Source organism: Ensifer sp. Root127 (assembly GCF_001425225.1).
Classification (GTDB): Bacteria; Pseudomonadota; Alphaproteobacteria; order Rhizobiales; family Rhizobiaceae; genus Ensifer; species Ensifer canadensis.
In genome coordinates, this window is sequence record NZ_LMDX01000018.1 from 144,171 (window position 1) to 169,876 (window position 25,706).

Sequence of the window (25,706 nt, forward strand, 5' to 3'; positions counted from 1 at the left end):
NGATCTTGACGCGCTTCAGGAAGTGCATCGCGATTTCTTCGGCCTGCTTCTTCGGCATCTTGCGAACCCAGATCGGTGCAAGCGTGCAGTTTTCCAGGATCGTCAGATGTGGGAACAGGTTGAAGTGCTGGAACACCATGCCGACTTCGCGGCGCACTTCATCGATTTTCTTCAGGTCGTTGGTGAGTTCGATGCCGTCAACGACGATCTTGCCCTTCTGGTGCTCTTCCAGCCGGTTGATGCAGCGGATCATCGTCGATTTGCCTGAGCCCGACGGGCCGGCAATAACGATGCGCTCGCCCTTCATGACCTTCAGGTTGATGTCACGGAGAACGTGAAAGTCTCCGTACCATTTATTTACTTTCGTCATTTCGACGGCGATCTTCTTGGCCGCGGCCGACTGTCTCGATTTCGTTGTCACGACTGGCATGACATTCCCCTCTTCTTTATCTCTGGCTGCTTTTATCCAGCAAGCGCTCTATGAAACTCGAATAACGGGACATTCCGAAACAAAAGAGCCAGAAAGCAAAACCGGCGAAAATTAGCCCGGAGATCGGCGTGACTGCCGAGGCCCAGTTTGCATCCGAGAAGTTCATTCGGACGATGCCCAGCAAGTCGAACATGCCGATGATCGAGACCAGCGACGTATCCTTGAACAGTCCGATGAAGGTGTTGACGATGCCGGGGATCACCAGCTTCAGCGCTTGTGGCAGCACGATGAGGTTCATCTTCTGCCAGTTGCCGAGGCCAAGCGAATCGGCGCCTTCGTACTGCCCCGTCGGGATCGCTTGCAGACCGCCGCGGACCACCTCTGCCATGTAGGCGGAGGCGAACAATGAGACGCCGATCAGTGCGCGCAGGAACTTGTCGAAGGTCACACCCTCTGGCAGGAACAGCGGCAGCATAACGCTGGCCATGAACAGAACGGTGATAAGGGGGATGCCGCGCACGACTTCGATGAAGAACGTGCAGAGCATCTTGATCACCGGCATGGTCGATCGCCGGCCGAGCGCAAGCAGGATGCCGAGTGGCAACGAGACCGCGATGCCGACGAAGGACAGCACCAACGTCACCATGAGGCCGCCCCACAGCGGCGTCTCGACGAAGGGCAGTCCGAACCACCCGCCCGGCAGAAGGATGAGCGCCAGGATCGGGAGCACGACCAGAAGCAGGATCGCGTTGATGCTCTTGTAGGGAACCTTCGGGATCAGCATCGGCGTCAGGAACAGGACGAAGAGGATGCCGACAAGGGCAGGTCGCCAGCGCTCCTCGATCGGGTAGCGCCCGAAGAGGAACTGGTCGAACTTGGCATTGACGAATGCCCAGCAGGCACCGCTCCAGCCCTCCGGCTGCGCCCCCCCCTGTGCGACGGTAGCACAGACCTCCCGCCCACCGCCCGTCCAGGCGGCGTCGATGACGAGCCACTGTATTGCCGGCGGCACGAGCCAGGCAAGTACAAGCAGACTTACGACCGTAAGGACCGTGTCCTTAGGAGTGGCAATGATGTGCTGGCGGGACCAGTGCAAAACCCCTCCCGCTTTTGTCGGTGGCGGCTCAGCTTCAATCAATGAGGCGCGGACAAATCTAGCCTGATGCAGAGTCATGCACTTATCTTTCCGCCAATGCCATGCGGGCATTGAACCAATTCATCAGCAAGGACATCGTCAGGCTCAAAGTCAGATAGACGATGATCCAGATAGACACGACTTCGATCGCCTGACCGGTTTGATTTAGGATCGTTCCGCCGACGGCAACCAGATCGGCATAGCCAACAGCGATCGCCAGCGATGAGTTCTTGGTCAGGTTGAGATACTGGCTGGTCAACGGCGGAATGATGATCCGCATTGCCTGCGGCACCACCACCAGCCGGGTCGTGAGGCCTGGCCGGATCCCCAGCGCGTGAGCTGCCTCTGTCTGTCCCTTAGAAACGCCCCGGATCCCGGCACGAACAATTTCCGCAACATAGCTGGCTGTATAGAAGGATAGCGCCAGGTAGAGTGACAGAAACTCCGGCCCCACCGTAGAGCCACCCGTCAGGCTAAACCGGCCCCCTATGGGATAGTCGAAAGTGACTGTTGGGCCTATGAAGAGAAACGTCAAAGCCGGAAGACCGATGAAGGTAATCAACACCGGCCAAAGAGGAAGCCGTCTCCCAGTCGCGTTCTGACGCTTTCGAGAATAGTAAGCCAGCAGAAGGGCAGCAAGCGCTCCAATCGCAATTGCGATCAGTGTTGCCGACGTGCCTTCGCCGAAAACAGGGCTAGGAAAGGTTAGGCCACGATTGTTGAGAAACATACCAAGCGGCAACTCCATGGAATTGCGCGGCTGCGGGAGTAGCGCTAGGACGCCACTGTACCAGAAGAAGATGACCAACAACGGTGGAATGTTGCGAAAGACCTCAACATAAGCGAGCGACAACTTGGCGATAATCCAGTTCGGCGAGAGGCGTCCCACGCCCACGACGAAGCCGACAAACGTGGCTGTGAGGATCCCCCCTACCGCTACTACGACGGTATTGATGAAACCAATCAGAAGCGCCCGCCCGTAGGTGGAGTCACTGGTGTAGGCCACGAGGTATTGACCTATGTCGAAACCTGCACGCCCATTTAGGAACCCAAATCCAGATGCGATGTTCGCACGCTTGAGATTTTCAAGCGTGTTGTCTGCGATCCACAGTAGGAGCATCGCGAGCACGATCACCGTTATAACTTGGTATAGCACGCCCCGAACTTTGGGGTCGTAAATCAAAGACGCGCCAGGTGATTGTTTCTCGCGCGCGGGATCCTCGGCTATGCTAGCCATTCAATGCTCCATCTCCCCTGGCGGCCCAAGGGTCATGTTCTTCTTTTGGCGGGAAGAGAAAGCGGCCGAACCGCCTTCTCCCGAGCCGATCGGTATTTCAGCGAACCGGAGGACCGTATTGCAGTCCGCCCTTGCTCCACAGAGCATTGATCCCACGCTCGATCTTGAGCGGGCTAGCCTGCCCAACGTTTCGCTCGAACACTTCGCCGTAGTTTCCAACAGCCTTGATGACGTTGACGGCCCAATCATTAGTAAGTCCAAGATCGGTACCGATCTTGGTGTCAGATTCCACACCGAGGAACCGCCTGATATCGGGGTTGTCGGAGGCTTTCATCTCTTCAAGGTTTGCCTGCGTGATCCCGAATTCTTCAGCATTCAAGAGCGCATAGTGAACCCAGCTGACGATATCGAACCATTGATCGTCGCCCTGGCGGACCACCGGTCCGAGAGGCTCCTTGGAGATGATTTCCGGCAAGATCATGTGATCGTCCGGCGCTGAAAGCGTCAGACGTACGCCGTAGAGGCCGGATTGGTCAGTCGTGAGTACATCGCATCGACCGGAATTGTACGCTGCAACGACTTCGTCGTTTTTTTCGAAAACTACCGGATTGTACTGAAGATTGTTCGACTTGAAGTAATCTGCGAGGTTAAGTTCGGTCGTCGTTCCCGCATGTACGCAGACAGCTGCGCCCGCGAGTTCAAGTGCTGACTTCACGTTCAGGCTTTTGCGGATCATCAGACCCTGGCCGTCGTAGTAGTTGACGGGACGGAAGTTAAAACCAAGCGCCGTGTCGCGATTGATTGACCAGGTCGAGTTGCGCGCTAGAACATCAATTTCACCCGACTGAAGCGCGGGAAATCGGTCCTTGGTAGTGGTGGGCGTGAACTTCGCCTTCGTTGCGTCACCGAAGACAGCTGCAGCGATACCCTTGCAGTAATCGACATCAAGGCCGCTCCAGTTGCCGGAAGCGTCGGGAGCGGAAAAGCCCATCAGACCTTCATGCACTCCACATTGAACGAAACCCTTGGCTTTTACCGTGTCGAGGGTGCCTGCAGTAGCTGTAGCGCCGACTCCCATGGTGGCGCCCAATAGAGCTGCCAGAAACATTTGCTTCACTTCAAAGATCTCCTCTTATTGCCTTCATTTGTTTGCACCTCGCAGCCTTCACAAGCGAGGCGCACTTGTCCGCACACACCCGTTTGCCGAGGGAGTGGCGACTTCGTGGAGCCGTACTGCTGTTAACGGCCAGATTCTTCCGTTCTCAGATGACCTCAATCGACGACCTAAATTGAATGCATAGCTGTGGTCGCCGCGTTGGCAGGCGGGAGATAGATTGTGATCCGTCCCACTTCCTACTGGTTCCTTCACTCCCAATGGGATTGATGATTGTCTCTAAGCATATTTTACCCGTGGAGATGGTCTGAAATTCCTAGGCCGACGCGAATATGTCCGAAGCCCACTGCCGCGAAATGACGTGTCCAGCAGCATTGTTCTCGGAGACTGGGAGGCCGACCCAATGGGGGAACACGCCATCGAATCCGAGTTCGATCGCGTAAGGCAGAGTTGAGGCCTGCCTAAAACGTGGGTTTACTGCGAGAGCCTCATCGAATTGCGCGAGCGGGGCTCCTCCGGTCTCCTCCGACCAGAAAGTAATTGGCCCAAAAGAGCGCCAGGCGTTCACTTTTCCGAGTTCGAGAAATGATGCATCGCTCGTGAAAAGTGGAGCTGCCAGAAGGGCAGATACTCTCCTTACGAACGTTCCTACATCAATAATTTCTCTCTTGCTAAATGCATCAACGAGTTCCTGTGCAATCTCGTGTTGATGCGTCTTGCGCAATCCGGAAATTCGAACCCCAACAAACGCTTCGCCTCGCGGCGTTTCATAGAAGGCTTCGATCGCTAGATCTGATCCGCCGGAAAGCAACCATTTCATCACCCCCACAATGTCGGGGGAGCCTGGAGTGACATGCAACGACGTCTCCCACTCACCTCTGAATGCAAGTTGGATGCGGGATATCGTGCCATCTAAATTTAGTAACGTGTGTTTCATCTGCACTTCCAGTTTGCCCCCTCAGTCTCGACCTGCCGACCACCGAGCCCTGCCTGCATGACGTCGGGTGAATGCAAGTCCGGCGACTACTCGCCGGGCTCTTATTTGATTAAATCATCGGCGCCGAAGCAAAGTCACTCGTTTTGGAAGTAGCTGTACTTGCCGTCATCGCCCTTCTGCCAGGTGTACATGACGTAGTCCGGACGGGTGATGTCGCCCTTTTCGTCATAGCCGAGTTCGCCGATTGCGGTCTTGAACGGGCCCTTGGCCTTGATCGCTTCGGCAACGGCCTGCGGATCGGTTGTACCAGCTGCCTTTGCAGCTTCGGCGACAACCTGCAAAGCAGCGTAGGAGTAGAGCGTGTAGGCTTCAGGTTCGAAGCCGCCAGCGCGGAGCTTTTCAACAAGTTCCTTGGCGGCCGGGTTTCTCCGCGGATCCGGAGCGAACGTCATCAGCGTGCCGTCAACGGCGTCGCCGGCGATCGAGGCCAGTTCGTTCGAAACGATGCCGTCGCCCGACATCAGGGTCGCCTTGAGGCCCTGGTCCTTCATCTGGCGCATGATCAGGCCAGCTTCGGTGTGCAGACCGCCGTAGTAGACGATCGAGACGCCGGCTTCCTTCATCTTGAAGTCCTTGTCGCCAGCGTTGATGCCTTCATAAAGCGCTTCGTTGATGTTGCCTTCGTTCAGCGCCCGCTTGGTTTCATCGGCAAGGCCCTGACCATAAGGGGTCTTGTCGTGAATGACGGCGATCTTGGCGTCCTTGTGGTTGGCGGCAAGGAAGGCGCCGGCAACGGCACCCTGCTGGTCGTCACGACCGCAGGTGCGGAAGGTGTTCCAGAGGCCGCGCTCGGTGAACTGCGGGTTGGTGGAGGCAGGCGTTACCTGCAGGATGCCGTTTTCGGCATAGACCTCCGAAGCCGGGATGGACACGCCCGAATTGAAGTGGCCGATAACAAACGTCACACCGTCAGCAACGAACTTGTTGGCGACCGAAACGCCCTGCTTGGCGTCGGAAACGTCGTCGCCGAGAACAATTTCGATTTTCTCCCCGTTGATACCGCCGGCAGCATTGATGTCGGCAGCGGCCTGTTCGGCACCTTTCTGCAACTGTGCGCCGAATGCGGCGTTCGGGCCGGTCAGCGGGCCAGCGATTCCAACGAGAATATCAGCCCATGCGTTGCCGCTGAAAGCGACCATTGCCGTCAGCGCAACGGCTGACAGAAGAGACTTTTTCATCTTGTTACTCCCAATTATTCGAGCGGGTCTCGTTACCAACCTGCGCAACGCCCACCATAATTTGCGCCGGTGTTTCTTTCGCACCTGCCGCGGCGGCCGGCGCGCGCTGTTCCCTTTATTTGGCTTTCCAGGAGAAAGGCGAAGCCTTCTCATAGAGCCAATAGTAGTTATTGGTCATTTGCTTGGTCCGGAAATATCGGAACCCAGCTACCGCTACTAAAAGAAGAACAAGCGTGTCTGCGAAATAATACTGCAGACTGAACATCGTGCCTTCGAACAGGGCGTGGTGCACGAAGCGGATACCAAGCCCCAGCAGCGCCACGTAGACGAAGAGGCGCGGAAGCTCCTCCCAGCCCTCGGCGACGCTCTTTCCCGTTCTCCAGGCGGTCCAGCCGCCCAGAACACAGGTAATGAAAAGAAACTGCCAGATCGACACTTCTTCGTAGAGAATACCCTGCATGTCACAAACTCCAGATGCGACGCATCAATGGCGGCCGCCTTCGAGATAGGCCGCGCGGACTTCCGGATTGGCGAGCAGTTCCTTGCCCGAGCCGCTCATCGTCACGCGGCCGTTGACCATGNCATCAATGGCGGCCGCCTTCGAGATAGGCCGCGCGGACTTCCGGATTGGCGAGCAGTTCCTTGCCCGAGCCGCTCATCGTCACGCGGCCGTTGACCATGACGTAGCCGCGGTCGGAAAGCTTCAAGGCGCCGAAAGCATTCTGCTCGACGAGGAACACGGTCAGCCCCTCTTCCTTGTTCAGCTTCTTGATGGCTTCGAAGATGCCCTTGACGATCAGCGGCGCCAGGCCGAGTGACGGCTCGTCCAGTAGAAGAAGCTTCGGCCGCGCCATCAGCGCGCGGGCGATCGACAGCATCTGCTGCTCGCCGCCCGAAAGCGTACCGCCGCGTTGAGCCTGCCGTTCTTTCAACCGCGGGAACAGCGTGAACACCTTCTGGAGGTCCTCGTCGAAGTATTTGAGGTTATCAAGGCTTGCGCCCATCTGCAGGTTCTCGAACACGGTCATGCGCGGGAAGATGCGACGGCCTTCCGGCGACTGCGCGATGCGAAGATGCGCGATTTGGTGCATCGGCAGGCGCGTGATGTTCTGACCATCAAAGCTGATGGCGCCGGTACGCGCTTGCGGGCTGCCGCAGATCGTCATCATCAGCGTCGACTTGCCGGCCCCGTTGGCGCCGATCAGGCTAACTATTTCGCCTCGGTTGACTTCAAGAGTGACCCCTTTCAGCGCCTGGATATTGCCGTAGTAGGTTTCGACGGCGTTCACATGCAACAGGGGTGCCGTCATTTTCCGATCTCCCCATGCATGTCCTTGACACCTTTGGTGTGTTCTATTTGCTCGATCACCTCTTCAACCTCTTCATCCTCGACACCCAGATAGGCCGCAATGACCCTCGGATCGTTCTTCACGAAATCCGGGTTGCCGTCGGAAATCTTCTGGCCGTACTCCAAAACGACCACGTGGTCGGAAATCTCCATGACCACCGACATGTCGTGCTCGATAAGCAGGATCGAGGTGCCGGTTTCGCCGCGGATACCCTGCAGCAGCTCGTTGAGCGCCAGCGACTCGCGCGGGTTTAGGCCGGCTGCCGGTTCGTCGAGGCACAAGAGCTCCGGCCCGGTGCACATGGCGCGAGCGATTTCGAGCCGCCGCTGGGCGCCATAAGGCAGATCGCCGGCCGGATCATCGGCGCGATCGACCAGCGACGCCTTCTCCAGCCAATGCCGCGCAAATTCGATCGATTCCTTCGAGGCCTGCTTGTAGGCGGGAAAGCCGAGCAGTCCGAGGAAGGTATAGCCCGACGCCTGCATCAGCTTGTTGTGCTGCGCGACCAGCAAGTTCTCCAGCACCGTCAGACCGGAGAACATCCGGATGTTCTGGAAGGTGCGCGCGACCTTGGCGTGCTTGGTGATCTCGAAATCCGGCAGGCGCTCCAGCAGATATTCCTTACCGGAAGGTGCGCGCGACCTTGGCGTGCTTGGTGATCTCGAAATCCGGCAGGCGCTCCAGCAGATATTCCTTACCGGACTTCTGCTTCATGGTGATCATGCCCATCGTCGGCTTGTAGAAGCCGGTGATGCAGTTGAACACCGTGGTCTTGCCGGCCCCGTTCGGGCCGATCAGGGCGGTGATGTCACCGCGATATGCCTCGAAGGAGAAGTCGTTGATGGCCATGAGACCGCCGAAGCGCATCGACAGGTGCTCAACCGAGAGAATGGGGTCTTTTGTCATTGTCGTTGTCTCGAGGGCCATCAACCATGCCCTTCCTTGGTGAAGCTGCCGGAGATCGCCTTGCGTTCGCGCAGGAACGCCGTCGGTTCACGCGAGCCGACGAAACCACGCGGTTTCCACACCATGACCACGACCATCGCCAGACCGAAGATCAGCATGCGGTAGAGTTCCGGCGTGAAGTCCGGCCCGAAGATCGCCTTCAGGAAGGAAAGCTCGCGCAGGATTTCCGTACCGCCGATCATCACGGCGGCCGCAATCGCGATGCCTGTCAGCGAGCCCATGCCGCCAAGAACCACGATCGCCAGAATGACGGCGGATTCGAGGAAGACGAAGGATTCCGGCGAGACGAAGCCCTGGCGGACGGCGAAGAATGCGCCGGCGAAACCGCCGAACATGGCACCGGTGGCAAACGCCGTCAGCTTGGTCGTGACCGTGTTGATGCCGAGCGAGCGGCAGGCGATCTCGTCCTCACGCAGCGCTTCCCAGGCACGGCCGATCGGCATCCGGCGAAGGCGGATGGTGACATAGGCCGTCAGAAGGGCGAGCCCCAGGATCAGATAGAACAGGAAGATCTTGTAATAGGCCGACGACATGGGAAGCCCCATCAACGCGGCAAAACCATCCTTGGAAGCGTCGAACTTGATGCCGAACAGCGTCGCCTTGGCGATGCCCGAGACGCCGAACGTGCCCTTGGTCACTTCCGTCCAGTTTATGAGGACAAGCCGTATGATTTCGCCGAAGGCGAGCGTCACGATCGCCAGGTAGTCACCCCTTAGCCGCAAGACCGGGAAACCGAGGATCATGCCCCAGAAGGCGGCAAGGATACCGGCAACCGGCAGCAGAACCCAGAAGGAGAGCCCGAAATAAGTCGACAGCAGCGCGTAGGAATAGGCACCCACCGCGTAGAAGGCGACATAGCCAAGGTCGAGCAGGCCTGCGAGACCGACGACGATGTTGAGGCCCCAGGCGAGCATCACGTAGATCAGGATCTGGACGCCGAAATTGTCGACCCATTTCAGCGACCCCTGCGCACCGACGAGCGCGACGATCACAGGCGGATAGAGAACCAGCGCAATGATCGCGATCTTCGAGAAGTTGCGCGTGAAGAAGCTCTCTTCCTTGACGACGTCCTCGGCTTCCGCCTTGGCGGCCTTGCGGCGCGCCATTGCCGGCTGGACATAGGCGACCATCAGGAACCGGCCGACGGCGGCGACGATCACGAAGATCGCAAGCAGGCCCCAGCGCTGAGCCAGGATTAGTTCATTAAGAATATTCAGGTCAGTCTTGAGCCCCACGAACAAGACGAAGAGGCCGAGAGAGATCAGGCCCGCGAAGACAGCCTCGCGCAGGGCCCGCGCCGTCAGATCACTTCCGGCGCTAGCAGATGTAGAAGCAATGTTTGCCATTGATTTATACCTTCTCGACTTCCGGTCGTCCGAGTATGCCAGACGGCTTGAAGATCAGGACAATTGCGAGAATGGAGAACGTCGCAACATCCTTGTAGTCGATGGTGAAATAAGCGGACCAAAGGGACTCGATGAGGCCGATCAGCAGCCCGCCGAGAACAGCGCCCGGCAACGAGCCGATGCCGCCAAGAACGGCCGCAGTAAAGGCCTTGACCCCCGGAGCAAATCCATCGGTAAAGACGACCACACCATAATACATCAAGTACATGGTGCCGGCGACAGCCGCGAGCGCTGCGCCCATGATGAAGGTCACCGAGATGGTACGGTCGACGTCAACGCCGAGGAGTGCCGCCATCTTGCGGTCCTGTTCGGTTGCACGCTGGGCGCGCCCGAGCGGCGTCTTGTTGACGATGTACCAGAACACGGACAACAGGATCGACGTAATGATGATGATGATGATCTGCTTCAGCGAAATCGTGATGCCGAACACCTCGTAGACCGAGGAAACGAGCGGCGGGATCGGCTTGTTGCGCGGTCCCTGCGTGACCTGGATGAAGTTCGACAGGGCGATCGACATGCCGATCGCGGTAATCAGCGGCGCAAGGCGGAAAGACCCACGCAGCGGACGGTAAGCCACCCGCTCGATCGTCCAGTTCCACAGCGACGCCGCGAGCATAGCCACGACCATCATAAGCAAAAGCGCAAGTACAACCGGCACGCCTGCTATAAATGAGGTGAGAAGCAGAAAGACAATCAAAGCGGCAAAACCGCCGAGCATGAAGATATCGCCGTGGGCGAAGTTGATCATGCCAATGATTCCGTAGACCATGGTATAACCAATTGCGATCATACCATAAATAGACCCAAGAGTCAGCCCGTTGACGAACTGCTGGACAAAATATTCCATGCGTCCTCCCAGCAATACCAGCTCTATAGATTGGTATTACTTATTACGATCTTTTTTTTCAGCGTAAATTCCAGGCCGCATAGATATATCGATTCCAGAAAAAGGAAAGTCACATTTTCTAGAATCTTCTATTTTTTTCGACTCTACATTTAACGCTTATTACCACGTCAATACGATTACCATCATATTGTATTATTTATGTAAGCCCGAACAGAATATAAACTCTGCTTATACCGCTTGGGCAACGAATTATCCCCTTGGCGAGCTCGCCAGAATCTGCGCCGCCCACAACATTTGATGGCCGACTCCAGATGCCGCCCATCCGTCACGGCACGTATCTCTCCCGCCGCATCACGATCAGAACGGTGACGAGAAAACCAAAAATCGCAAAATCGCGCCACAGTATTGGGCCATAGGCACTCCACAGCGTCTCGAGCACACCAATACAAGCCGCGCCCATAGCAGCCACTAAAGGAGCGGCTTGACCGCCGATGGCAGCGATGAAAAGCACTTTCACACCAAAGGTAAGGCCGGTACTGAAGTCCATGTTCCCGTAATATGAGGCAGCCAGGATACCGCAGATCGCAGCAATCAATGACGAAACTCCATAAGCCATTATGTAAACTACTGCGGGGTTTACACCACAGAGGGCCGCTGCATCCCGATCCTCGGAAACGGCCCTCCAAAACCTCCCAAAAGTGGAGCGCGACAATACCCAGTGGCCGCCCGCGACAAGGGCGACCATTAGGGCCGCGTTGACCACCTGAATGGTTGTCAGGGTGACGGGAAACTGCGGATCAGACCAGAACAAAATCGCTTCGCTTAGAAATGGGGGCAGCCAAATGCTTCGCGTCTCGGATGCAAGGCGCGCGCCTTCCATCAACAGCAGTAAGCTGCCAAGTGATGCCACCACTACCGTGTTCGCCGAGGAAAACGCTAAAGGACGCATCACATAGCGCCCAGCGACAAGCCCTGCCCCTAAGCCCAGGACCACCGCTGCACCGGCCCCAACTGCAATTGCAGCAGGCAACACCAACCAAAGCCTGCTCCAACCAAAATCTGCGAATAGAACGAACATCTGTCCGGCGAATGCAAACAGCGCACCGTAGGTCAAATCCGCGCGCTTCGTGACAGCAAATGCAATGGCGTAGCCGAACGCTAACGCAGCATAGAGGGCCGCGATGGGTACGGCATTCGCGATCTGTTGGAGGAAATACGCCATAGCGAGCTCCATGAGGGTTTGGAGATTTATAACTGGTAAAACGCGTTTTGCTAGTTATAATTTCGCATGACCTCCATCGGACCTCAAATTTTGCTGTGCAACGAAGATTTGGCTTCCGCGGCGGAGTTCGAAATCGCGGGAGGCGTTCCAAGACCCTGCCTCCTCATTTCGAAGTCGGCTGCGACCGCACCTATCGGACACCCCGCGCTTGTTAATGGGGTGCTTAACAACCCGAGCTGGAAGGGTATCTGCCAATGGCTGCCTTCATCACGTCAGCCGCAAATGAAAGGATGTACTCATCATGCTGAAATACCTGGCACTGACAGTTGTCTCGGCCGCGCTACTTAGCGGGTGCCAACGTGAGACCGGCCCAGATCCCTTGAAACTGACTGGCAAGATGTTTGTTTTCAACTATCGATTGGGGTACGCGACCTACATGGTCACGCTCAGCAAAAAGGAGCAGGTCCCCGAGGGCACGAGGGTAATCGCACAGTTCGAGAATCCCGCAGGGGGCGAGCCACTAACGCTAACGCGGGAACTCTTTCCCAAGCTCGAAAAAGTCGTGCTGGAAAGCCCGGACGTAATCTGCATAAAAAAAGGAAGGCCATATGCCGTCACAATCGCGGTGACGAGCCCGCAAGGTGAAGTCCTTCAAAAACTAGAAACAAATGTTGTCTCCGACCTCGACCAAGACATCATGCCGGCCAAGGCACTCGTAGATGGGCCGGGCTACGAAATGAACCCCGAGGTCTTTAAGGGCGGCAAAGCGCCGGCCCGATTCGAAACGGCGGTCTGCGCAGTTTCATGACCGGATCCAACCCACCGACTCGAACTTTCCCAGAGATTTACTACGCGAATCATCGAGCGTCGGTTTAAACCCAGTTGAGGATAATGTTATGACGTCAAATCCTGCAATAGCCCGCATCTGGCGGGGTAGTACGCTGCCCGCAGACGCGGATGAGTATGCGGAATATCTGTATCAGAACGGTGTTTGTAAGCTGCAAGCCATGGGGGCGCAAAGCGTACGAATGTTGCGTGAGAATCGACAAGGAGAGACTGAATTTATGGTCGTCTCGTTCTGGGATACTACTGAAATGATGACCGCATGGGCTGGGTCAGATCCGCGAAAAATACGACACTTGGAACGGGACGCAGAATTCCTTATTGAATTGCCGCATTGCGTCCAAATTCTAGATGTTGTTGCCCCGAGCTGAAACGACCTGCGACCTCGCCGAGTCTGGACAGATTCGAACAAGGTCGCGGGTTGCGAAAGCGTATAAGTGAAAGGCGCTCGCCGCGTTCGGTAGCACGACGAGTTGATGCCGACGACCGATGTAAAGGCGCTTCTGCATGAGCGCTGGGAGGTTCTCGGCTCGCCATTGTGGCCAGTGAAAGACAATGATCAGGTGTAGTCTCGCGGCCCACCTGATCTGTCGCGCACTTGGAGGGTATATCCGCGGTCAATCGTCAGGCTTGCGCCGGTCATGTAGGCGGCCTCGTCCTTTGGCGAGATAGGACACCAAGCCAGCGATCTCCTTGAGGCCGGCAACACGCTTAAGCGGGCTCTTCTCCGAGAGAGCATCGATAGCGCCGCTATTGATGTCGGTGTTGGTTGGGCCGGGCTGAACATTGTTCACAGTGATGCGACGAGGTGCGAGATCGAGAACGATCCCCTTCACCATCGCCGCGACCGCTCCCTTGGTGAACCGGTAGACGCCCGATCCCGGGAAGCCTGTGCGAAGGCAAAGTTCGAGCGGCTCGCCCGACGAATGGCGACGGCACAATGGAGAATGCATCAAAGACGCCTGGAGCAGCCAAGATCGCAGCAATGATTTGGCCGACGGCCATCCACAATGGGCCTCCCGCGCCCCAACTGGCATGCTGAGCAGCGAGGTCGGAAACGTCCGATTGCGGCCAGCGCACTTTTTTCTTATTAAGACTTTGACGAAGAGGTACGAATAAGGGGTGTTGACCGTTGAGACGCAAAGTCACGATGCAACATGTTGCAGAGCTCGCGGGAGTGCATCCATCGACAGTGTCGCGCGCACTCAATCCCGCGACACGCGATATGGTTCACCCAGATCTCGTCAACAAGGTGGTCGACGCAGCAAAGAAGCTAGCTTATCGGACGGATTTCAACGCGAAAACACTACGGACAGGACGCTCGAAGCTGATTGGTGCGCTCGTGCCGGACATCTCCAGCTCGCTCTTCGCAGCGATTATTAGCGGGATCAATCATCGGCTCGGCGGCGCCGGTTATTCTGTTGTTATCGCCGAAGTTGGCGACGACACGTCCCGGCTTCTCGAGCTTGCCCATGGACTGGCAGATCACCGCGTCGACGGATTGATTCTCGGCAATGTCTTTGTCGAAGACCCTTTGGTGGACTTTTGCATCGATCACGCAATTCCTGCGGTGCTGGTGAATCGAGCGGAAAGTGGCTCGCGATTGTCTGCGGTCATTTCCGACGACCTGACGGCCATGCAGTTAGCTGTTGATCATCTGCATAGTCTCGGTCACCGGCAGATCGCGCATATCGCCGGCCCTCAAGAGCAATCCACTGGGGTGCTGCGCCGGCGTGGATTCAAGTTCGCTCTAACGGGGTTCGAGTTAGCAGATTCTCTCATAGAGGTTGCCGTGGATTATAGCCGCGAGGGCGGAGCTGCAGCGATGCTGCGCCTACTGGACAGACATCCGGAAATCACTGCAGTCGCGGCCGCCAACGATCTACTGGCGCTGGGAGCGTACGATGCTATGGCGTCCCGCGGTCTAAAGTGCCCCGACGACATTTCCCTAGTGGGCCACAACGATATTCCTCACATGGATGCAGTCCACCCACCTATGACAACGGTACGCATTAGCCATAAGGAGATGGGCCTCCTAGCAGCGGACCTTTTACTACAGGCAATCAACGAGCCAGGCGCTGCTCGCCGCAACATTGTTCTTCCTCCTCAGTTGATAATTCGGCAATCCACAAGTGCGTTTAGGCAAGGCAGGACCAATCGCTCAGCGGGTGCGACAGCCCGGACTTGAACTCGTTGATTGCGAGATGGTCGCGCCCCCTCAACTAACAGCAGTGTGGGCAAGCAGGGACCTCGCGGTCAGCTGAAAGACTCTTTCTAAATCGTACTGTCAGTGGCATGACTCGCTGAAGGCAGCAGTCCTTATTGGAGGACTTCAAGGCCTTTGCGCTCGACGATATCCAGTATCTTGACCGCGGTGCTATTCGGCTTCTTCGTGCCCTGCTCCCACGCGGCAACAGTTAGCTTGCTCACGTTGATGAACTTGGCGAACACAGCCTGGCTGACTTTGTTTTCACTTCTGATCTTTCTGATCTCCTCCGGAGAAAAATCTCGGAGAGGTGGCAGGCAAAGAGCATCGAACTCTCGCATTGTCACACCGTCTACGACACCCGCCTCTTGCAAACGAACCGCAGACTTATGGACGTTCTTTAGAATCCTGCTCATGACACGTAATCTCCAGTATCTTTTTCTCTTTAATCATCTCGGAAAGCTTGTCGGGATCAATCTGCATATAGACATCACATAGTTTCCGGAGAGCCTCCTTCTCCTTCTTTGTGATATTATCAGTCTCATTCTTCGCAAAACCGTGAACGAAGATAAGCCTATCCGACTGACGATATCCAACTATGGTTCTGTAGCTTCCTTGTTTTCCGTGGCCGGGCGCAGCAACACGCTTTTTGATAAGAAACCCGCCTAGCCGAGCATCGACCAAGCCTGCCTCAATCTCTTTCGCCGCCCCACACAACATGTCATTCGTCACGTTGTACTCAGCCGCCCAGTCGTCAAACTCCAAGTCTTTCAAAAGCCTCACTGACAATTTGTATATCACTCCGTAATATAGTTATCAAGATGGATGTCAGAAGAATTTTCAGCGTCTGGCGACGTGCTACATCACATGATGAACGTTGCAGGGCTAAACGGGTGTGTCCCTGGGAAAGTCCCGAACTCTCCGCGCGACTTCCAAGTTTCTAAGACGCCTCAGCACCTGGAAAGCGGCCACGCCGCTCGGCAGCGGCGATATTGGCGGCCGCGGTCTCTGTAGGCACGGGGCAGCTGCGCATCCCAGCTGCCCACCACGGATTGCTCCCACCGCAGGCCTTTAGAACTCCTTCCACGAGGGAGCGGCATTCCCACCGAAGGCACGAGCGACCCTTCCGCCTAACTCCCTGGCAGGAGAGGTGACTGGCTTGCTTACCTGACTCGCAGGGCGTGGTGTTGCCACCGTATTGAGCTTGAACCGAGCGACCAGATCGCGAAGCTTGCCAGCTTCCTGCGCCAAACTCGACGCTGCGGCCGTGGATTCTTCCACCATTGCTGCATTTTGTTGCGTGCTCTGGTCCATCGAATTCACAGCGGTGTTGATCTCGGCAAGCCCGGTGGACTGCTCCTTGGCCGAACCGTCGATGGCATACATATGTTTGCTGACTTGATCGATAAAGCCTCCAATGACAGCCAATGCGCCTCCTGTTTCACGCACCAGCTTTACTCCGCTTTCAACCTCGGCCGTAGAATTCTGGATCAGCCCCTTGATCTCCTTGGCAGCCTGAGCCGAACGCTGGGCAAGTTCGCGTACCTCCTGCGCAACCACTGCAAAGCCCTTTCCGGCCTCCCCGGCCCGAGCCGCTTCCACGCCGGCATTTAGGGCCAGCAGGTTTGTCTGGAAGGCGATCTCATCGATGACCCCGATGATGTTCGAGATTTCACGCGACCTGTCCTCAATCCGACGCATGGCTTCTTCGGCGTCGGAAACCACTTTAGAGGAGTCGGTCGCGCTTTGGTTTGCTTGCACTGCAAGTGTTCTAGCGTCTTCAGTGAGTTCCGTTGACGAACGTACGTTCTCAACGATCTGCTCGAGTGCGGCTGCAGTCTCCTCTATCGCGGCAGCCTGCTTCTCTGTTCGCTTCGCGAGATCCTGTGCGCCACTGGCGATTTCGCGTGTTCCATTGTCCATCGTGCCAATGCTCTCGACAATCGCAGACAATGCGGCGTTGAGTTGGCGGACAGATTGATTGAAGTCGTTACGTAGGGGCTCGAACGACGGTGCGAATGGAGCATTTAGTTGGAACGACAGGTCCCCGGCGGCGAGTTGCTTCAGACCGCCAGCCAAATTATCGGAAGCGAACCGCAGTTGCTCCGCTTCTTCCTCCGTGCGTCGCTGCACTTCGGCGCGCTCGGCCTCCTGACTATTGCGAGAGCGCGTCGCTTCCTCCTCGAGACGAGCATTGGCTATTGCATTCTGCCGGAATACTTCCACGGCCTCGGCCATTGCTCCGATTTCGTCCTGGCGGCCGGCGAACGGGATCTCCGATCGGGAATCCCCCGATGCAAGGGTTCGCATGGCCGAAGTGATGCGCGAAATGGGTCCCGCGATCCCCGAAATGGCTAGCCAGCCGACCGCAAGGCCGAACGCAAGCGATATCCCAGACAGGACGTAAATCAGCACCTTTGACTGCTCAAGCTGGCCCTTTACGGCAGCACTGGAGCTCGCGGCCCCACGGTTGTTGATGCCCACAATCTGCTCGATCGACAAATCGATGGATTCGAAGCGAGGGGCCATTTCCTGCGTAAGGGTTTGCTTAGCGGAAGCGTCGAGACCGTCCCTCGCAGCCTCTAGTAGTTTATCCCCTGCATCGATCAGCTCATCGGTGACGGACTCAATTTTGCGCAGTTCCGCTTCTTCCTGCGCCTCGCTGACGAGCGCAGCATAGTCGTCAAGTGCTTTCCGATAGCGAGCCTTTTCCGCTTGTATCCGCGTCTCGGCGGCCTGCTGCTCATCTTTGTCGCCCGCCATAATACGGGCGTTGTATGCCACCCGCAGGTCGGTAAGTGCCGCCTCCATGCTCTTTGAACGCTCGACGCTGGGCATCCAGTTGTCGGTGACTTCCCGGCTACTGGCCTCGATTGCCGACATCGAACTGATGGAGCCCCCGGCCATAACAACGGACAAAAGCACCAGACCGCTAACGGATCCAACTAGGGACATTTTCACGCTTGGTCGTCTCACGGAATAACCTCTTGAATGATGCGAATTGGATCCGAGACTTCGCGCCCCATCACCGCGCTGATTTCCTGCCCAACATTAACTACCCTCTTGCATTCGCCGGATCGGTAGTCGTTGCGGGCCTGCACATTGGATTGAACTTCAGCGGGGCTCATCCCCGACGGCAAGGCACATACGAACAGGCTTGGGACCGCGGTTCGTACAATCGATTGCAGCGTCTTTTTAAGTGGGAGTAGTAAATGAATTCTTTCATTTGCTACAATCGATTGCAGATATTGGCGTGCTGCCCTGACCACCCCGCTGGTTACTTTGTATTGAAGTGGGGCACCTAACTTCAGCCGTTCGCCGACGCGTGCCCGAGCTCGATCGAGCGCTCCTTGGCTTCATGGACTGCCTTCCCCAACAGCGGGCGTAGTCCCATATCTCTGTCCATCAAAATCTCCAGAGCCGCGGCGGTAGTTCCGTTAGGACTGGTCACCTGCTCCCGAAGAATAGAGGGTGTTTCGTTGGCCTCCAGGGCGAGTTTTGCCGCCCCAAACACCGTTTGTTGCGCCAAAAGCAGCGCGAGGCTTTCATCAAGTCCTGCTTCAACTCCAGCAGCGGAAAGTGCCTCGATAAAATGGAAAACATAAGCCGGGCCTGACCCCGAAACTGCTGTGACAGCATCCATCAGAGCTTCGTCATGCACGAAGGCAACGCGACCAACTGCGGAGAGTAGCTGCTCGGCCGTTTGGCGGTGCATGGGGATATCGGCTTCCGGGCTCGGACAACAAACGATCATGCCTTCACCAATTGCGGCAGGTGTATTCGGCATCGATCGAATGACCGCGACCGGTTTCTCGCCACGAGACATGATGGCCTTGATATTCACGCCAGCTGCTACGGATATAATTAGGCCGTTTGCCGCGAGTTTGGGAAGGTACCGTGCGACCGCTTCACCGACGATCTGGGGTTTAGTTGCGATCACCAGGATGTCGATCTCCTTGTCGGCGGGCAGATCGTCGGTTGGAGAGCAGGCGACTACACCGAGTTCCTCCGCCCTCTTCCGCAGAGCTTCATTCGACTCGACCACAGTAAACCGATGGTTGCCCAAGGTGACCCAACTGCGGAGCATAGCGAACCCCATATTCCCGGCACCAACAAGCAATACATGCGTCATTACAAACGTACTCCTATTAAGACTTGGCCGAACGAATGCGATCGGCCACAGTTGTCGATCATGAGAAACCTGCTCGCCATCGTCCTTGGCGGCGGCGCGCGACTACACTCGACTACATTGCGGCGGTCAAGATCCAAGAAGAGGCCGTCCACTCCTTCGAGCGTGATGCGGCGTCATAAGCCACCGTGATGAGTAGCGCACTCACACTACATCAGATGGGCTGATGAAAGATTTCGAGTGCGCCGCCGTAAACCGTCGACAACCTGCCAACATCAACTACTAAAAGGAGTTTGATTTTCGGTGAGCAGACGCTTCCGCCAGGACAAAGGCAACGCTCTGACCTGACGTTATAGGTAAACTCCGAGGCCAAACGCCCAAGGCCAGCATCATAAATCACTACTCTCTAAATTATGCAACTTGAAACTGCAGACGGATATGCGGTAAGGTGTAGCTTATAAATCAGCGGTGGTTTTTGGACGATACAACTTCAAAAGTACTATTTTATGGAAAATTGACGAATATTTCTTTGAGATAAGCTAAATTGGGAGGATAGCCGTGAATAATATTGTGTTTGTTCATGGTGTTGCCACGCGTAGCGGCGAAGCGTTGGACAAGGAAACCGAGAATAGAAACGCCCTGTTGAAGGCAACTGTTTTTGGTGAAGATGCAAAGATCACTTCGCCATGTTGGGGAGATCTCATCCCGGAACTGCGATTTGACGGCGCTTCTTTTCGTAAGAGCGGGGTACTTTCGCTAGGGTTCAGCGACCAGCCGGCCGCCCCGCACGACGGCTCGACGATCTTGCCCGCAATAGCCAAGCAGGTTTCCGCCAGTTCGGCCTTAGACCTTCTCCTCTCGGAACGCATCAAAAAGGCGAAGGTCGACGGAGAAGCGTTAAGTGTGGAGGAGGTAAAGCTCTTCGCTGCGATCGTGGATTTGGTCGACGCTGACGATCGTAAATCAACGGACGACCCTTCGGCGCTTGCCCCCCTCTTCAACGCGGAGTCTGACCAGCATTTTGTGAACGAGGTCTATAAGCTCTGCAATTCTCCGCGAAGTCTTTCGTTAGTTGGCACCCTCAAGAATGCAGCAATGTCCATCGTTGACCGAGCGGCTAACCTAGCATCCAGAGGCGTACACTCAGCCGTTGTCGACCCGATAAATCCAACGGTGGCTAGGTTTTTAGGTGATGTCTTTGCCTATCTAAAGCAAGGACCAGTGCGCGATAAGGTAAGAGCGACGGTCAGCCAAGCCATTTCGGTAGCATGGAACGAACGCAAGGGCGGTAAAGTCATCTTAATCGGTCACAGCCTCGGAGGCGTAATTCTCTACGATTTGCTCTCGGACTTGAAAGCGGGCGGCTTGCCTAATGGTTTCCGTGCAGCCGCGCTTGTAACGGTGGGTTCACAGCCTGGTCTATTCCAAGAACTTGGGTTGTTCGAATTTGGTGGAAGCCTTCCAGCGAAGACTCCAATCGAAGGACCAGAGGGGACATCATTTTGGTTGAACGCGTTCGACCCAATCGATGTCTTTGGCTTCAGATCTAACCCCATGTTCTCATCTGCAGAAGACTTCAGCTTTAACTCAATCACCGGCCTTGGTTCAGCACACTCCGCCTATTTCGCGCGACCACAGTTTTACGCGCGCCTCCGTTTCAGGCTGACCGAGGCGGGAGTGTTATAATGGTCGATAGCCCTCCCGAGACAATTCCAGCAGTCTGGAGACGTGATGTAGAAGGCCCAGGTATGCGAGCGTTCATCTTGGGCGTAGGCGGTTACCCCAATGCGAAACCCAATAGGGGAGTCGACCAAGCGCTTAGAGGTGTGGCCGATGTCGCGTGTGCAGCATCAGCTGCCAGGCTCATGGCTGATTGGCTCTACGTGAATAGGGATGCACTTACTCCCAAGCTTGCTTCTATTCACCTGTTGGTCACAGATCCGGAAGAGGATTACGACCGCATTCCCTACATACTCCAGCACTTGGTTCCTGAAAAACCGGTGCATCGTGCGACCAAGGAGACAGTTGAACTCGCCGGCAGGGACTGGGTAGCGAGCTTCGGAGAAGGCGATTCTGCTTTCTGTTTCATCAGTGGGCATGGCGCTGTGCGTGCTGGGGATGCTGTCGTTTTCCTGTCAGATTTGAATACCGACGATACCGATCCATGGGGCGCTCATTTCAATATTACGGAAGTTGCTACTGCTTTTAAGGCAAAAAGCATACTCAACGCAGCCTACTTTTTTGTCGATGCTTGCCAAGAATTCTCCAGTGAATTTGTGCTCAGCAATTCTCATGGCGCTCGCTTTATCCGCCCTCTTCACCCTTTCAAGCTACACGAGGCGCGAGAAAAGGTTCTGCTAATCAGCGCAGCTGCAGAGGGGCTGCGCGCCTTTGAAGGAGATTGGCCTCAAGATAGGAGGCAGCAGGCGGCTAAAACAATTACCATCGGGCGCTTTACTCAGGTGTTAATCGATGCCCTGGATGGGGCATCGGCGCGCTTCGACAACGGAAAGTGGATCATAGACACCGGCAGATGGAAACTACAATCCGATCTGAGGTTCTTGTATGGGCGCCGTCAAAGTTGGTCCGAGCGCTTCGAACCTGTCACACTTATCGATCAGAACAATTTCTTCCCGCTTGTGATTTCTCCGAATCCGCGAATACCCATCTTCGTTCTGACGGATCCCGAGCGCCTTATGGCTAGCTACCGTCTCCACGTCCACGACGACAAGCGCGCTCGTCTGCTGAGTTGTCCGCTCGGTCGTTCGACCACGTGGATGTTCGAGATCAGCCCGAGTACGCGGCCTCATTACCTAATCGCCGAGAATGACATGTGGCGACACGAAACGGAGTTTGCTCCGACCGGGCCGATATTCAATCAGAGGATATCAGTTTCATGACGAGCACGCTGAACGTCATTGCTCCCGCGGATATGTCGATCGGCCGTATAAGAATATTTGGTCGAGGCGCACAAGTAGGGGCATGGCTCGCCACGCCTGCAACAACGTCATGCCAGTTCAAGCTGAGACCTGGCGCGTATACCGCCACTATCGAGCCACTGGGACAGATCACGCGGAGTTTTTCGTTTCTGGTCGAAGGCGATCATGTTGTAAGAGAAGTCCAAGTTCCAAGCCTTCGTCAGCTGGCTGCATCTGGGGAACTGTTCTTGCGCACATCGCTGACCCAAGCAGCGACATCTGCCGTCGAGCAAGAGGATGAGCAAGAACAGGACAACCTCGAAGTCAAATCGGTCGCGCACCCCAAGCGGTGGCTTTCGGTGGCAATATCCCAGGACACTCTTCCCGGGCGCGTCGGGGGCTGGCGTCCATACTGGGGTAAACCCGAACCTCAGTTGACTGTCTCGGCGGGATTGGCTGAGATACTGATTGAAAGCCCTGCGAGCGTGCTGGATGCGGCTCATTCTCGCCTTCGATTGGAATGCGCGGTGAGCGGTTTGCGCAACGAGCGTCTCATGATCCCCCTCTTCAAAGGCGGCACCAAGGTCGTTCTGCGCAGCAGTCCTACTGCATCGGACATAGGCGTTTTGGTATTCCCGGTTGAGTTGCGACGACGCGCTTTAGTCCAGGCCCTTTATGCCGGTACCGTAGATGAGGCAAAGCAGATCGTAACCGAATTGTTAGGGTCGGAAGGGGAGACACCCACGGAACCGAGCACTGAAGAAACAGATCCTTGGCTGGAGATTGTGATCGCCTTGTTGAACCTGCGGTTTCCCGAACTTCAGAGATTTACGTCAAGGGAGAAAATCGACGACCTGGTGTCGAGCTTCGAGTGGATACCCGACGTCCACGCGCTTTCGGCTCGCCGATATATTGATACTGCCTCTCCAGATGAAAGGAATCATGAGATTGCAGGGCTGAAGGCCGTCCAGTCAATGGCAAGGTGCCGCCGGCTAGGCATTCCTTACTTCACCTACACCGCGCAACTAGTCGGCGATATGTTGAACGCGCTGTCCAAAGCCGAAATGGGTACGGTCTCGGAAAAGGCCGCACTAGAGCTCAAGAAGTGGCAACTTCGTATTCCAACTCAAAAGACCGCAGGGGCGATTTTCTCGTGGCTGGTAACGGGAAGTAAATTGCAGCTCGCGATCGGCAGCATTGATGAACGTTTTAGTCGTGTCATTTTCCGTGGTCGGCTCGACCCCGGAAGAATCGGGATGCAAAGTCCCTTGGGTAAGAACCAAAGAGGCGACTCGCTTGCCCCACGGCAGGAGATCGTGATGCCGTCCTATTCCGACGACGGTGTTCTTCTTGCGCCAACTGAGTCGCTGGGGGACATTACCCTTTTGTCCGGGGAATTGCTTTCTAGAGTGAAAAGTTATCATGCAGATCCTGCGGCCTTGTCTCTTCCGATACTGAGAGCAAATGACCCTCATAAGGGCCGGTGGGGCGGCCTGGCGAGTAAAAACGGATACGCACTTTCCGCAGAGTTCATTACACTAACGCCTGAGCATCGGTCATGGGTGACGGTAGTGCTGACGGTGGACGCAGCCCCTGACTTTATTGAAGGCAGCTACGATCTGCCTGTCGAGTTCTTTCTTCATCCAACCTTTAACCCCGACAGAGTTCGAACAACCTTCAGTGGCCATAGAGCTCGGCTTGAGCTTGGATGCTATGGTGGGTTCACTGTAGGGGCATGGATTCCATCGGCGGAGATTGAGCTTGAGTTGGATTTGGGCGAAATTGAGGACGCGCCATACATTATCAAGCACTTCTAGGCGCTGCGCTTTTGGTTCTGACTGGAGCCGGTTGGGTAGACCTGAAGCTCGCTAGGATGGTCGCCTGCGCGCCGGCTATTCGGCGCTCCTTCAGGCTCCAGCGGCATATTGCCCACCCCAGCCTTCCGAACAGCCCTCACGCCGATCCGAGCTAACAAGGTAGCGAGACGGTATGACGTCGGCACGAAGTATCCGCTAACCCCCTTACGCACCAAGATCCAGCCGTCGCCTTCAAGACCAACCCGCAGCCGCTGCTTGGCATCACCACCGCGGATCACGGACTAGTGAACATGCTGGCCGATCCCCCACGCTCAACTCAACGCTCGATGATCTCTTTCGATAATACGGGAAGGCCGCCCTCACAGTTCGTCAATCCGCTCCACCACTGCGCCCATTGACAGCAGACGCGCTGCTTTAGCTTTGATAGAGTTCAGCATTCCATCCGGGAGCAACCCTCGCCATTTCGGCGACCGGACTCTCACATCGCTCGTTTAGACAAAGGGGGGCTCGGAGCCTGCGCCGTTCGCCGTCGACGGGCTCCGAATTGTCTCGACCGCCGCACTACATGTTCAAGTTTTTCAAGCATGGCTCGGACAGTGTTGTCAGCAGCAACAGCCGAGGCTTCGAAATAGCGTTCGATATCGGAGCTCACCAAGCATCGTTGGGGTACGGCCAGAGGCAACCAGATGCTCTCTCCGGAGGTCACCGCAAAATAGATCTCACCAGAGGTAACATGCTGGCTGATCTGCCTAGTCGCACTCCGCCTGATCGACCGTGCTCCGTTTGGACCCAGTCCCGCCTCGTCAAGCCGTCGGAACCGTTCCTCCATCTATGGTATACTCTGTGCCTGTGATCGAGCTGGCACGCGGGGATACGAGGAAGGTAATGAGGTTGGCAACCTCCCGAGGTTTTGCAGGCCGCCCAAGCGGAATGCCGCCAAGCGCCTTCATGATGATTTGCTTGCCGCCCTCGAGATCCGTTTCAGCGTCGGCTGCAAGGCGCTCCGCCAAAGCAACGGCCGCTTCTGTCTCGATCCAGCCCGGCGAGACTCGGACCACGCGAATGCCTCTGGGGGTCACTTCCTTGGAAAGGCTCTTGCTGTAGGTCGAAAGTGCCGCCTTGGCGGCTGCGTAACCCGTCGTGGAATTAGGCAACGGCAATTCGTGCTGGATCGACGTGACGTGAATGATGACGCCGGAGCCTTGCTCTATCATCGATGGCAACAGCGCGCGGTCGAGGCGCACCGCCGACATGAGGTTGAGATTCAGTTCCTTGTACCATTCATCGTCGGTAAGGGCCGCAAAACCGCCCGGAGGCGCGGACGAGCCGCCAAGCACGTTGATGATGATGTCAACCCCTCCCAACCGGTCGAGGACGCCGTCGGCAACAGTGGCACAACCTTCGGCGGTCGTGATGTCGGCGGCGATGTAGTGAACCCCATCCGGGGAACTGTCAGGCAGGGCTCGCGCGGTCGCAACGATTTTCACCGCGGCGGCCTCCAATGCCCGGACCACGGCGGCGCCGGTGCCCTTCGTACCGGCCGTGACGAGTGCGCGACGGCCAGCAAGCTCAAGATGATGAAGGTATCCTGTAAAAATGACAAGTACGCACCAGAAAGTAAGGTACTCACCTGAGCGTAAGGTTGATGCCTACACCCGCGAAACAGCGGCAGAAGGCGTCGAGCATGCTTTGAAGCTGCTTGAGGGCCGATGGAAGCTGGTGATCCTATTTCATCTGTTCGGCGGGCGTGTGATGCGCTTCTCCGACCTTGAGCGCGCAATCCCGTTGATCTCGCAGAAGATGCTCATCCAGCGTAAGCGCGATTTTCCATGCGCATTGACGGCTGTGGCACCGCTGAATCGCCCTCGCATCGGTAGCGATATCCGGCTCTATTAGGCCGCAGAGGTTTTGG

The 25,706-nt window shown here is 56.3% G+C and carries 23 protein-coding genes and 4 pseudogenes; 7 read left to right on the top strand and 20 right to left on the bottom strand.

Annotated elements, in window-relative coordinates; all coding sequences use genetic code 11:
- Position 1 precedes the first annotated feature (1 nt).
- The 13 genes and pseudogenes from ASD03_RS39170 to ASD03_RS20345 form a co-directional block, all read right to left on the bottom strand.
- A pseudogene (locus ASD03_RS39170) lies at positions 2–430 on the bottom strand (ATP-binding cassette domain-containing protein); the annotation flags it as partial.
- Between the two features lie 16 nt (positions 431–446).
- Positions 447–1,604, bottom strand: coding sequence for an amino acid ABC transporter permease (locus ASD03_RS20295; protein ID WP_057215699.1), 1,158 nt, complete (start codon positions 1,602–1,604; stop codon positions 447–449).
- 4 nt (positions 1,605–1,608) lie between these two features.
- Entirely contained in the window at positions 1,609–2,802 is a 1,194-nt protein-coding gene (locus ASD03_RS20300; protein ID WP_057215702.1) for an amino acid ABC transporter permease, read from the bottom strand.
- Between the two features lie 97 nt (positions 2,803–2,899).
- Positions 2,900–3,919 (bottom strand): amino acid ABC transporter substrate-binding protein, encoded by a 1,020-nt coding sequence (locus tag ASD03_RS20305; protein ID WP_057215705.1) that lies wholly within the window; start codon positions 3,917–3,919, stop codon positions 2,900–2,902.
- Between the two features lie 313 nt (positions 3,920–4,232).
- Positions 4,233–4,853, bottom strand: a complete 621-nt coding sequence (locus ASD03_RS20310; protein ID WP_057215708.1) for a hypothetical protein — start codon at positions 4,851–4,853, stop codon at positions 4,233–4,235.
- A 134-nt stretch (positions 4,854–4,987) separates the two neighbouring features.
- A complete protein-coding gene (locus tag ASD03_RS20315) occupies positions 4,988–6,091 on the bottom strand; it encodes a branched-chain amino acid ABC transporter substrate-binding protein (RefSeq protein ID WP_057215711.1) in 1,104 nt (367 codons plus the stop codon).
- 115 nt (positions 6,092–6,206) lie between these two features.
- Entirely contained in the window at positions 6,207–6,551 is a 345-nt protein-coding gene (locus tag ASD03_RS20320) for a DUF6867 family protein (RefSeq protein ID WP_057215714.1), read from the bottom strand.
- A gap of 24 nt (positions 6,552–6,575) precedes the next feature.
- A pseudogene (locus tag ASD03_RS39175) lies at positions 6,576–6,672 on the bottom strand (ABC transporter ATP-binding protein); the annotation flags it as partial.
- A 3-nt stretch (positions 6,673–6,675) separates the two neighbouring features.
- Complete coding sequence (locus ASD03_RS20325; protein WP_057215717.1) at positions 6,676–7,401, bottom strand: ABC transporter ATP-binding protein; 726 nt, start codon at positions 7,399–7,401, stop codon at positions 6,676–6,678.
- Positions 7,398–8,367 (bottom strand): annotated as a pseudogene (locus tag ASD03_RS20330) (ABC transporter ATP-binding protein). The gene ASD03_RS20325 and the pseudogene ASD03_RS20330 overlap by 4 nt, the downstream one beginning before the upstream one ends.
- Positions 8,367–9,752: a high-affinity branched-chain amino acid ABC transporter permease LivM gene (gene livM / locus ASD03_RS20335; protein ID WP_057215720.1), complete on the bottom strand. Its 1,386-nt coding sequence runs from the start codon at positions 9,750–9,752 to the stop codon at positions 8,367–8,369. The pseudogene ASD03_RS20330 and the gene livM overlap by 1 nt, the downstream one beginning before the upstream one ends.
- A 4-nt stretch (positions 9,753–9,756) precedes the next feature.
- A complete protein-coding gene (locus tag ASD03_RS20340; protein WP_057215723.1) occupies positions 9,757–10,659 on the bottom strand; it encodes a branched-chain amino acid ABC transporter permease in 903 nt (300 codons plus the stop codon).
- Positions 10,660–10,984: 325 nt separating this feature from the next.
- Entirely contained in the window at positions 10,985–11,881 is an 897-nt protein-coding gene (locus ASD03_RS20345; RefSeq protein ID WP_057215786.1) for a branched-chain amino acid ABC transporter permease, read from the bottom strand.
- Positions 11,882–12,182: 301 nt separating this feature from the next.
- On the opposite strand from ASD03_RS20345, the gene ASD03_RS20350 reads away from it, so the two are divergent.
- Both ASD03_RS20350 and ASD03_RS20355 read left to right on the top strand, forming a co-directional pair.
- The gene (locus ASD03_RS20350) at positions 12,183–12,689 is read left to right on the top strand and encodes a hypothetical protein (protein WP_057215726.1); all 507 of its coding nucleotides are present in this window, start codon (positions 12,183–12,185) and stop codon (positions 12,687–12,689) included.
- Positions 12,690–12,777: 88 nt separating this feature from the next.
- Positions 12,778–13,095 (top strand): hypothetical protein, encoded by a 318-nt coding sequence (locus ASD03_RS20355; RefSeq protein ID WP_057215729.1) that lies wholly within the window; start codon positions 12,778–12,780, stop codon positions 13,093–13,095.
- A 246-nt stretch (positions 13,096–13,341) separates the two neighbouring features.
- On the opposite strand, the gene ASD03_RS20360 is transcribed toward ASD03_RS20355, so the two are convergent.
- Positions 13,342–13,677 (bottom strand): SDR family oxidoreductase, encoded by a 336-nt coding sequence (locus ASD03_RS20360; RefSeq protein WP_244494666.1) that lies wholly within the window; start codon positions 13,675–13,677, stop codon positions 13,342–13,344.
- A gap of 179 nt (positions 13,678–13,856) precedes the next feature.
- Here ASD03_RS20360 and ASD03_RS20365 point away from each other — a divergent pair, with 179 nt between their 5' ends.
- The gene (locus tag ASD03_RS20365; protein ID WP_244494667.1) at positions 13,857–14,912 is read left to right on the top strand and encodes a LacI family DNA-binding transcriptional regulator; all 1,056 of its coding nucleotides are present in this window, start codon (positions 13,857–13,859) and stop codon (positions 14,910–14,912) included.
- A 131-nt stretch (positions 14,913–15,043) separates the two neighbouring features.
- Here the strand turns inward: ASD03_RS20365 and ASD03_RS20370 are convergent, their stop codons facing one another.
- The 4 genes from ASD03_RS20370 to proC all read right to left on the bottom strand — a co-directional run bounded on the left by ASD03_RS20370 (position 15,044) and on the right by proC (position 19,062).
- Positions 15,044–15,346 carry a DNA-binding transcriptional regulator gene (locus tag ASD03_RS20370; protein WP_057215738.1) on the bottom strand — a complete coding sequence of 101 codons (303 nt, stop codon included), beginning with the start codon at positions 15,344–15,346 and terminating at the stop codon, positions 15,044–15,046.
- The gene (locus ASD03_RS20375; RefSeq protein WP_063997098.1) at positions 15,318–15,713 is read right to left on the bottom strand and encodes a type II toxin-antitoxin system RelE/ParE family toxin; all 396 of its coding nucleotides are present in this window, start codon (positions 15,711–15,713) and stop codon (positions 15,318–15,320) included. Before ASD03_RS20375 ends, ASD03_RS20370 begins: the two co-directional genes overlap by 29 nt.
- Positions 15,714–16,001: 288 nt before the next feature.
- Positions 16,002–17,906 carry a HAMP domain-containing methyl-accepting chemotaxis protein gene (locus ASD03_RS20380; RefSeq protein WP_057215741.1) on the bottom strand — a complete coding sequence of 635 codons (1,905 nt, stop codon included), beginning with the start codon at positions 17,904–17,906 and terminating at the stop codon, positions 16,002–16,004.
- 331 nt (positions 17,907–18,237) lie between these two features.
- Entirely contained in the window at positions 18,238–19,062 is an 825-nt protein-coding gene (gene proC / locus ASD03_RS20385) for a pyrroline-5-carboxylate reductase (RefSeq protein ID WP_057215743.1), read from the bottom strand.
- Between the two features lie 555 nt (positions 19,063–19,617).
- Here proC and ASD03_RS20390 point away from each other — a divergent pair.
- The 3 genes from ASD03_RS20390 (at position 19,618) to ASD03_RS20400 (ending at position 23,794) form a co-directional block, all read left to right on the top strand.
- Entirely contained in the window at positions 19,618–20,745 is a 1,128-nt protein-coding gene (locus ASD03_RS20390) for a hypothetical protein (RefSeq protein WP_057215745.1), read from the top strand.
- 179 nt (positions 20,746–20,924) lie between these two features.
- Positions 20,925–21,959, top strand: a complete 1,035-nt coding sequence (locus tag ASD03_RS20395) for a caspase family protein (protein ID WP_162250526.1) — start codon at positions 20,925–20,927, stop codon at positions 21,957–21,959.
- The gene (locus ASD03_RS20400) at positions 21,956–23,794 is read left to right on the top strand and encodes a pYEATS domain-containing protein (protein ID WP_057215751.1); all 1,839 of its coding nucleotides are present in this window, start codon (positions 21,956–21,958) and stop codon (positions 23,792–23,794) included. The genes ASD03_RS20395 and ASD03_RS20400 overlap by 4 nt, the downstream gene beginning before the upstream one ends.
- Positions 23,795–24,597: 803 nt before the next feature.
- On the opposite strand, the gene ASD03_RS20405 is transcribed toward ASD03_RS20400, so the two are convergent.
- Positions 24,598–25,392, bottom strand: coding sequence for an SDR family oxidoreductase (locus ASD03_RS20405; RefSeq protein WP_057215755.1), 795 nt, complete (start codon positions 25,390–25,392; stop codon positions 24,598–24,600).
- Between ASD03_RS20405 and ASD03_RS20410 the strand changes: the two are divergent.
- Positions 25,391–25,609, top strand: a pseudogene (locus tag ASD03_RS20410) (helix-turn-helix domain-containing protein); the annotation flags it as partial. The gene ASD03_RS20405 and the pseudogene ASD03_RS20410 overlap by 2 nt on opposite strands.
- On the opposite strand, the gene ASD03_RS40155 reads toward ASD03_RS20410, so the two are convergent.
- Positions 25,520–25,706 (bottom strand): hypothetical protein (locus tag ASD03_RS40155; protein ID WP_210177770.1); only part of this gene is annotated, 187 nt, incomplete at its 5' end. The pseudogene ASD03_RS20410 and the gene ASD03_RS40155 sit on opposite strands and share 90 nt — an antisense overlap.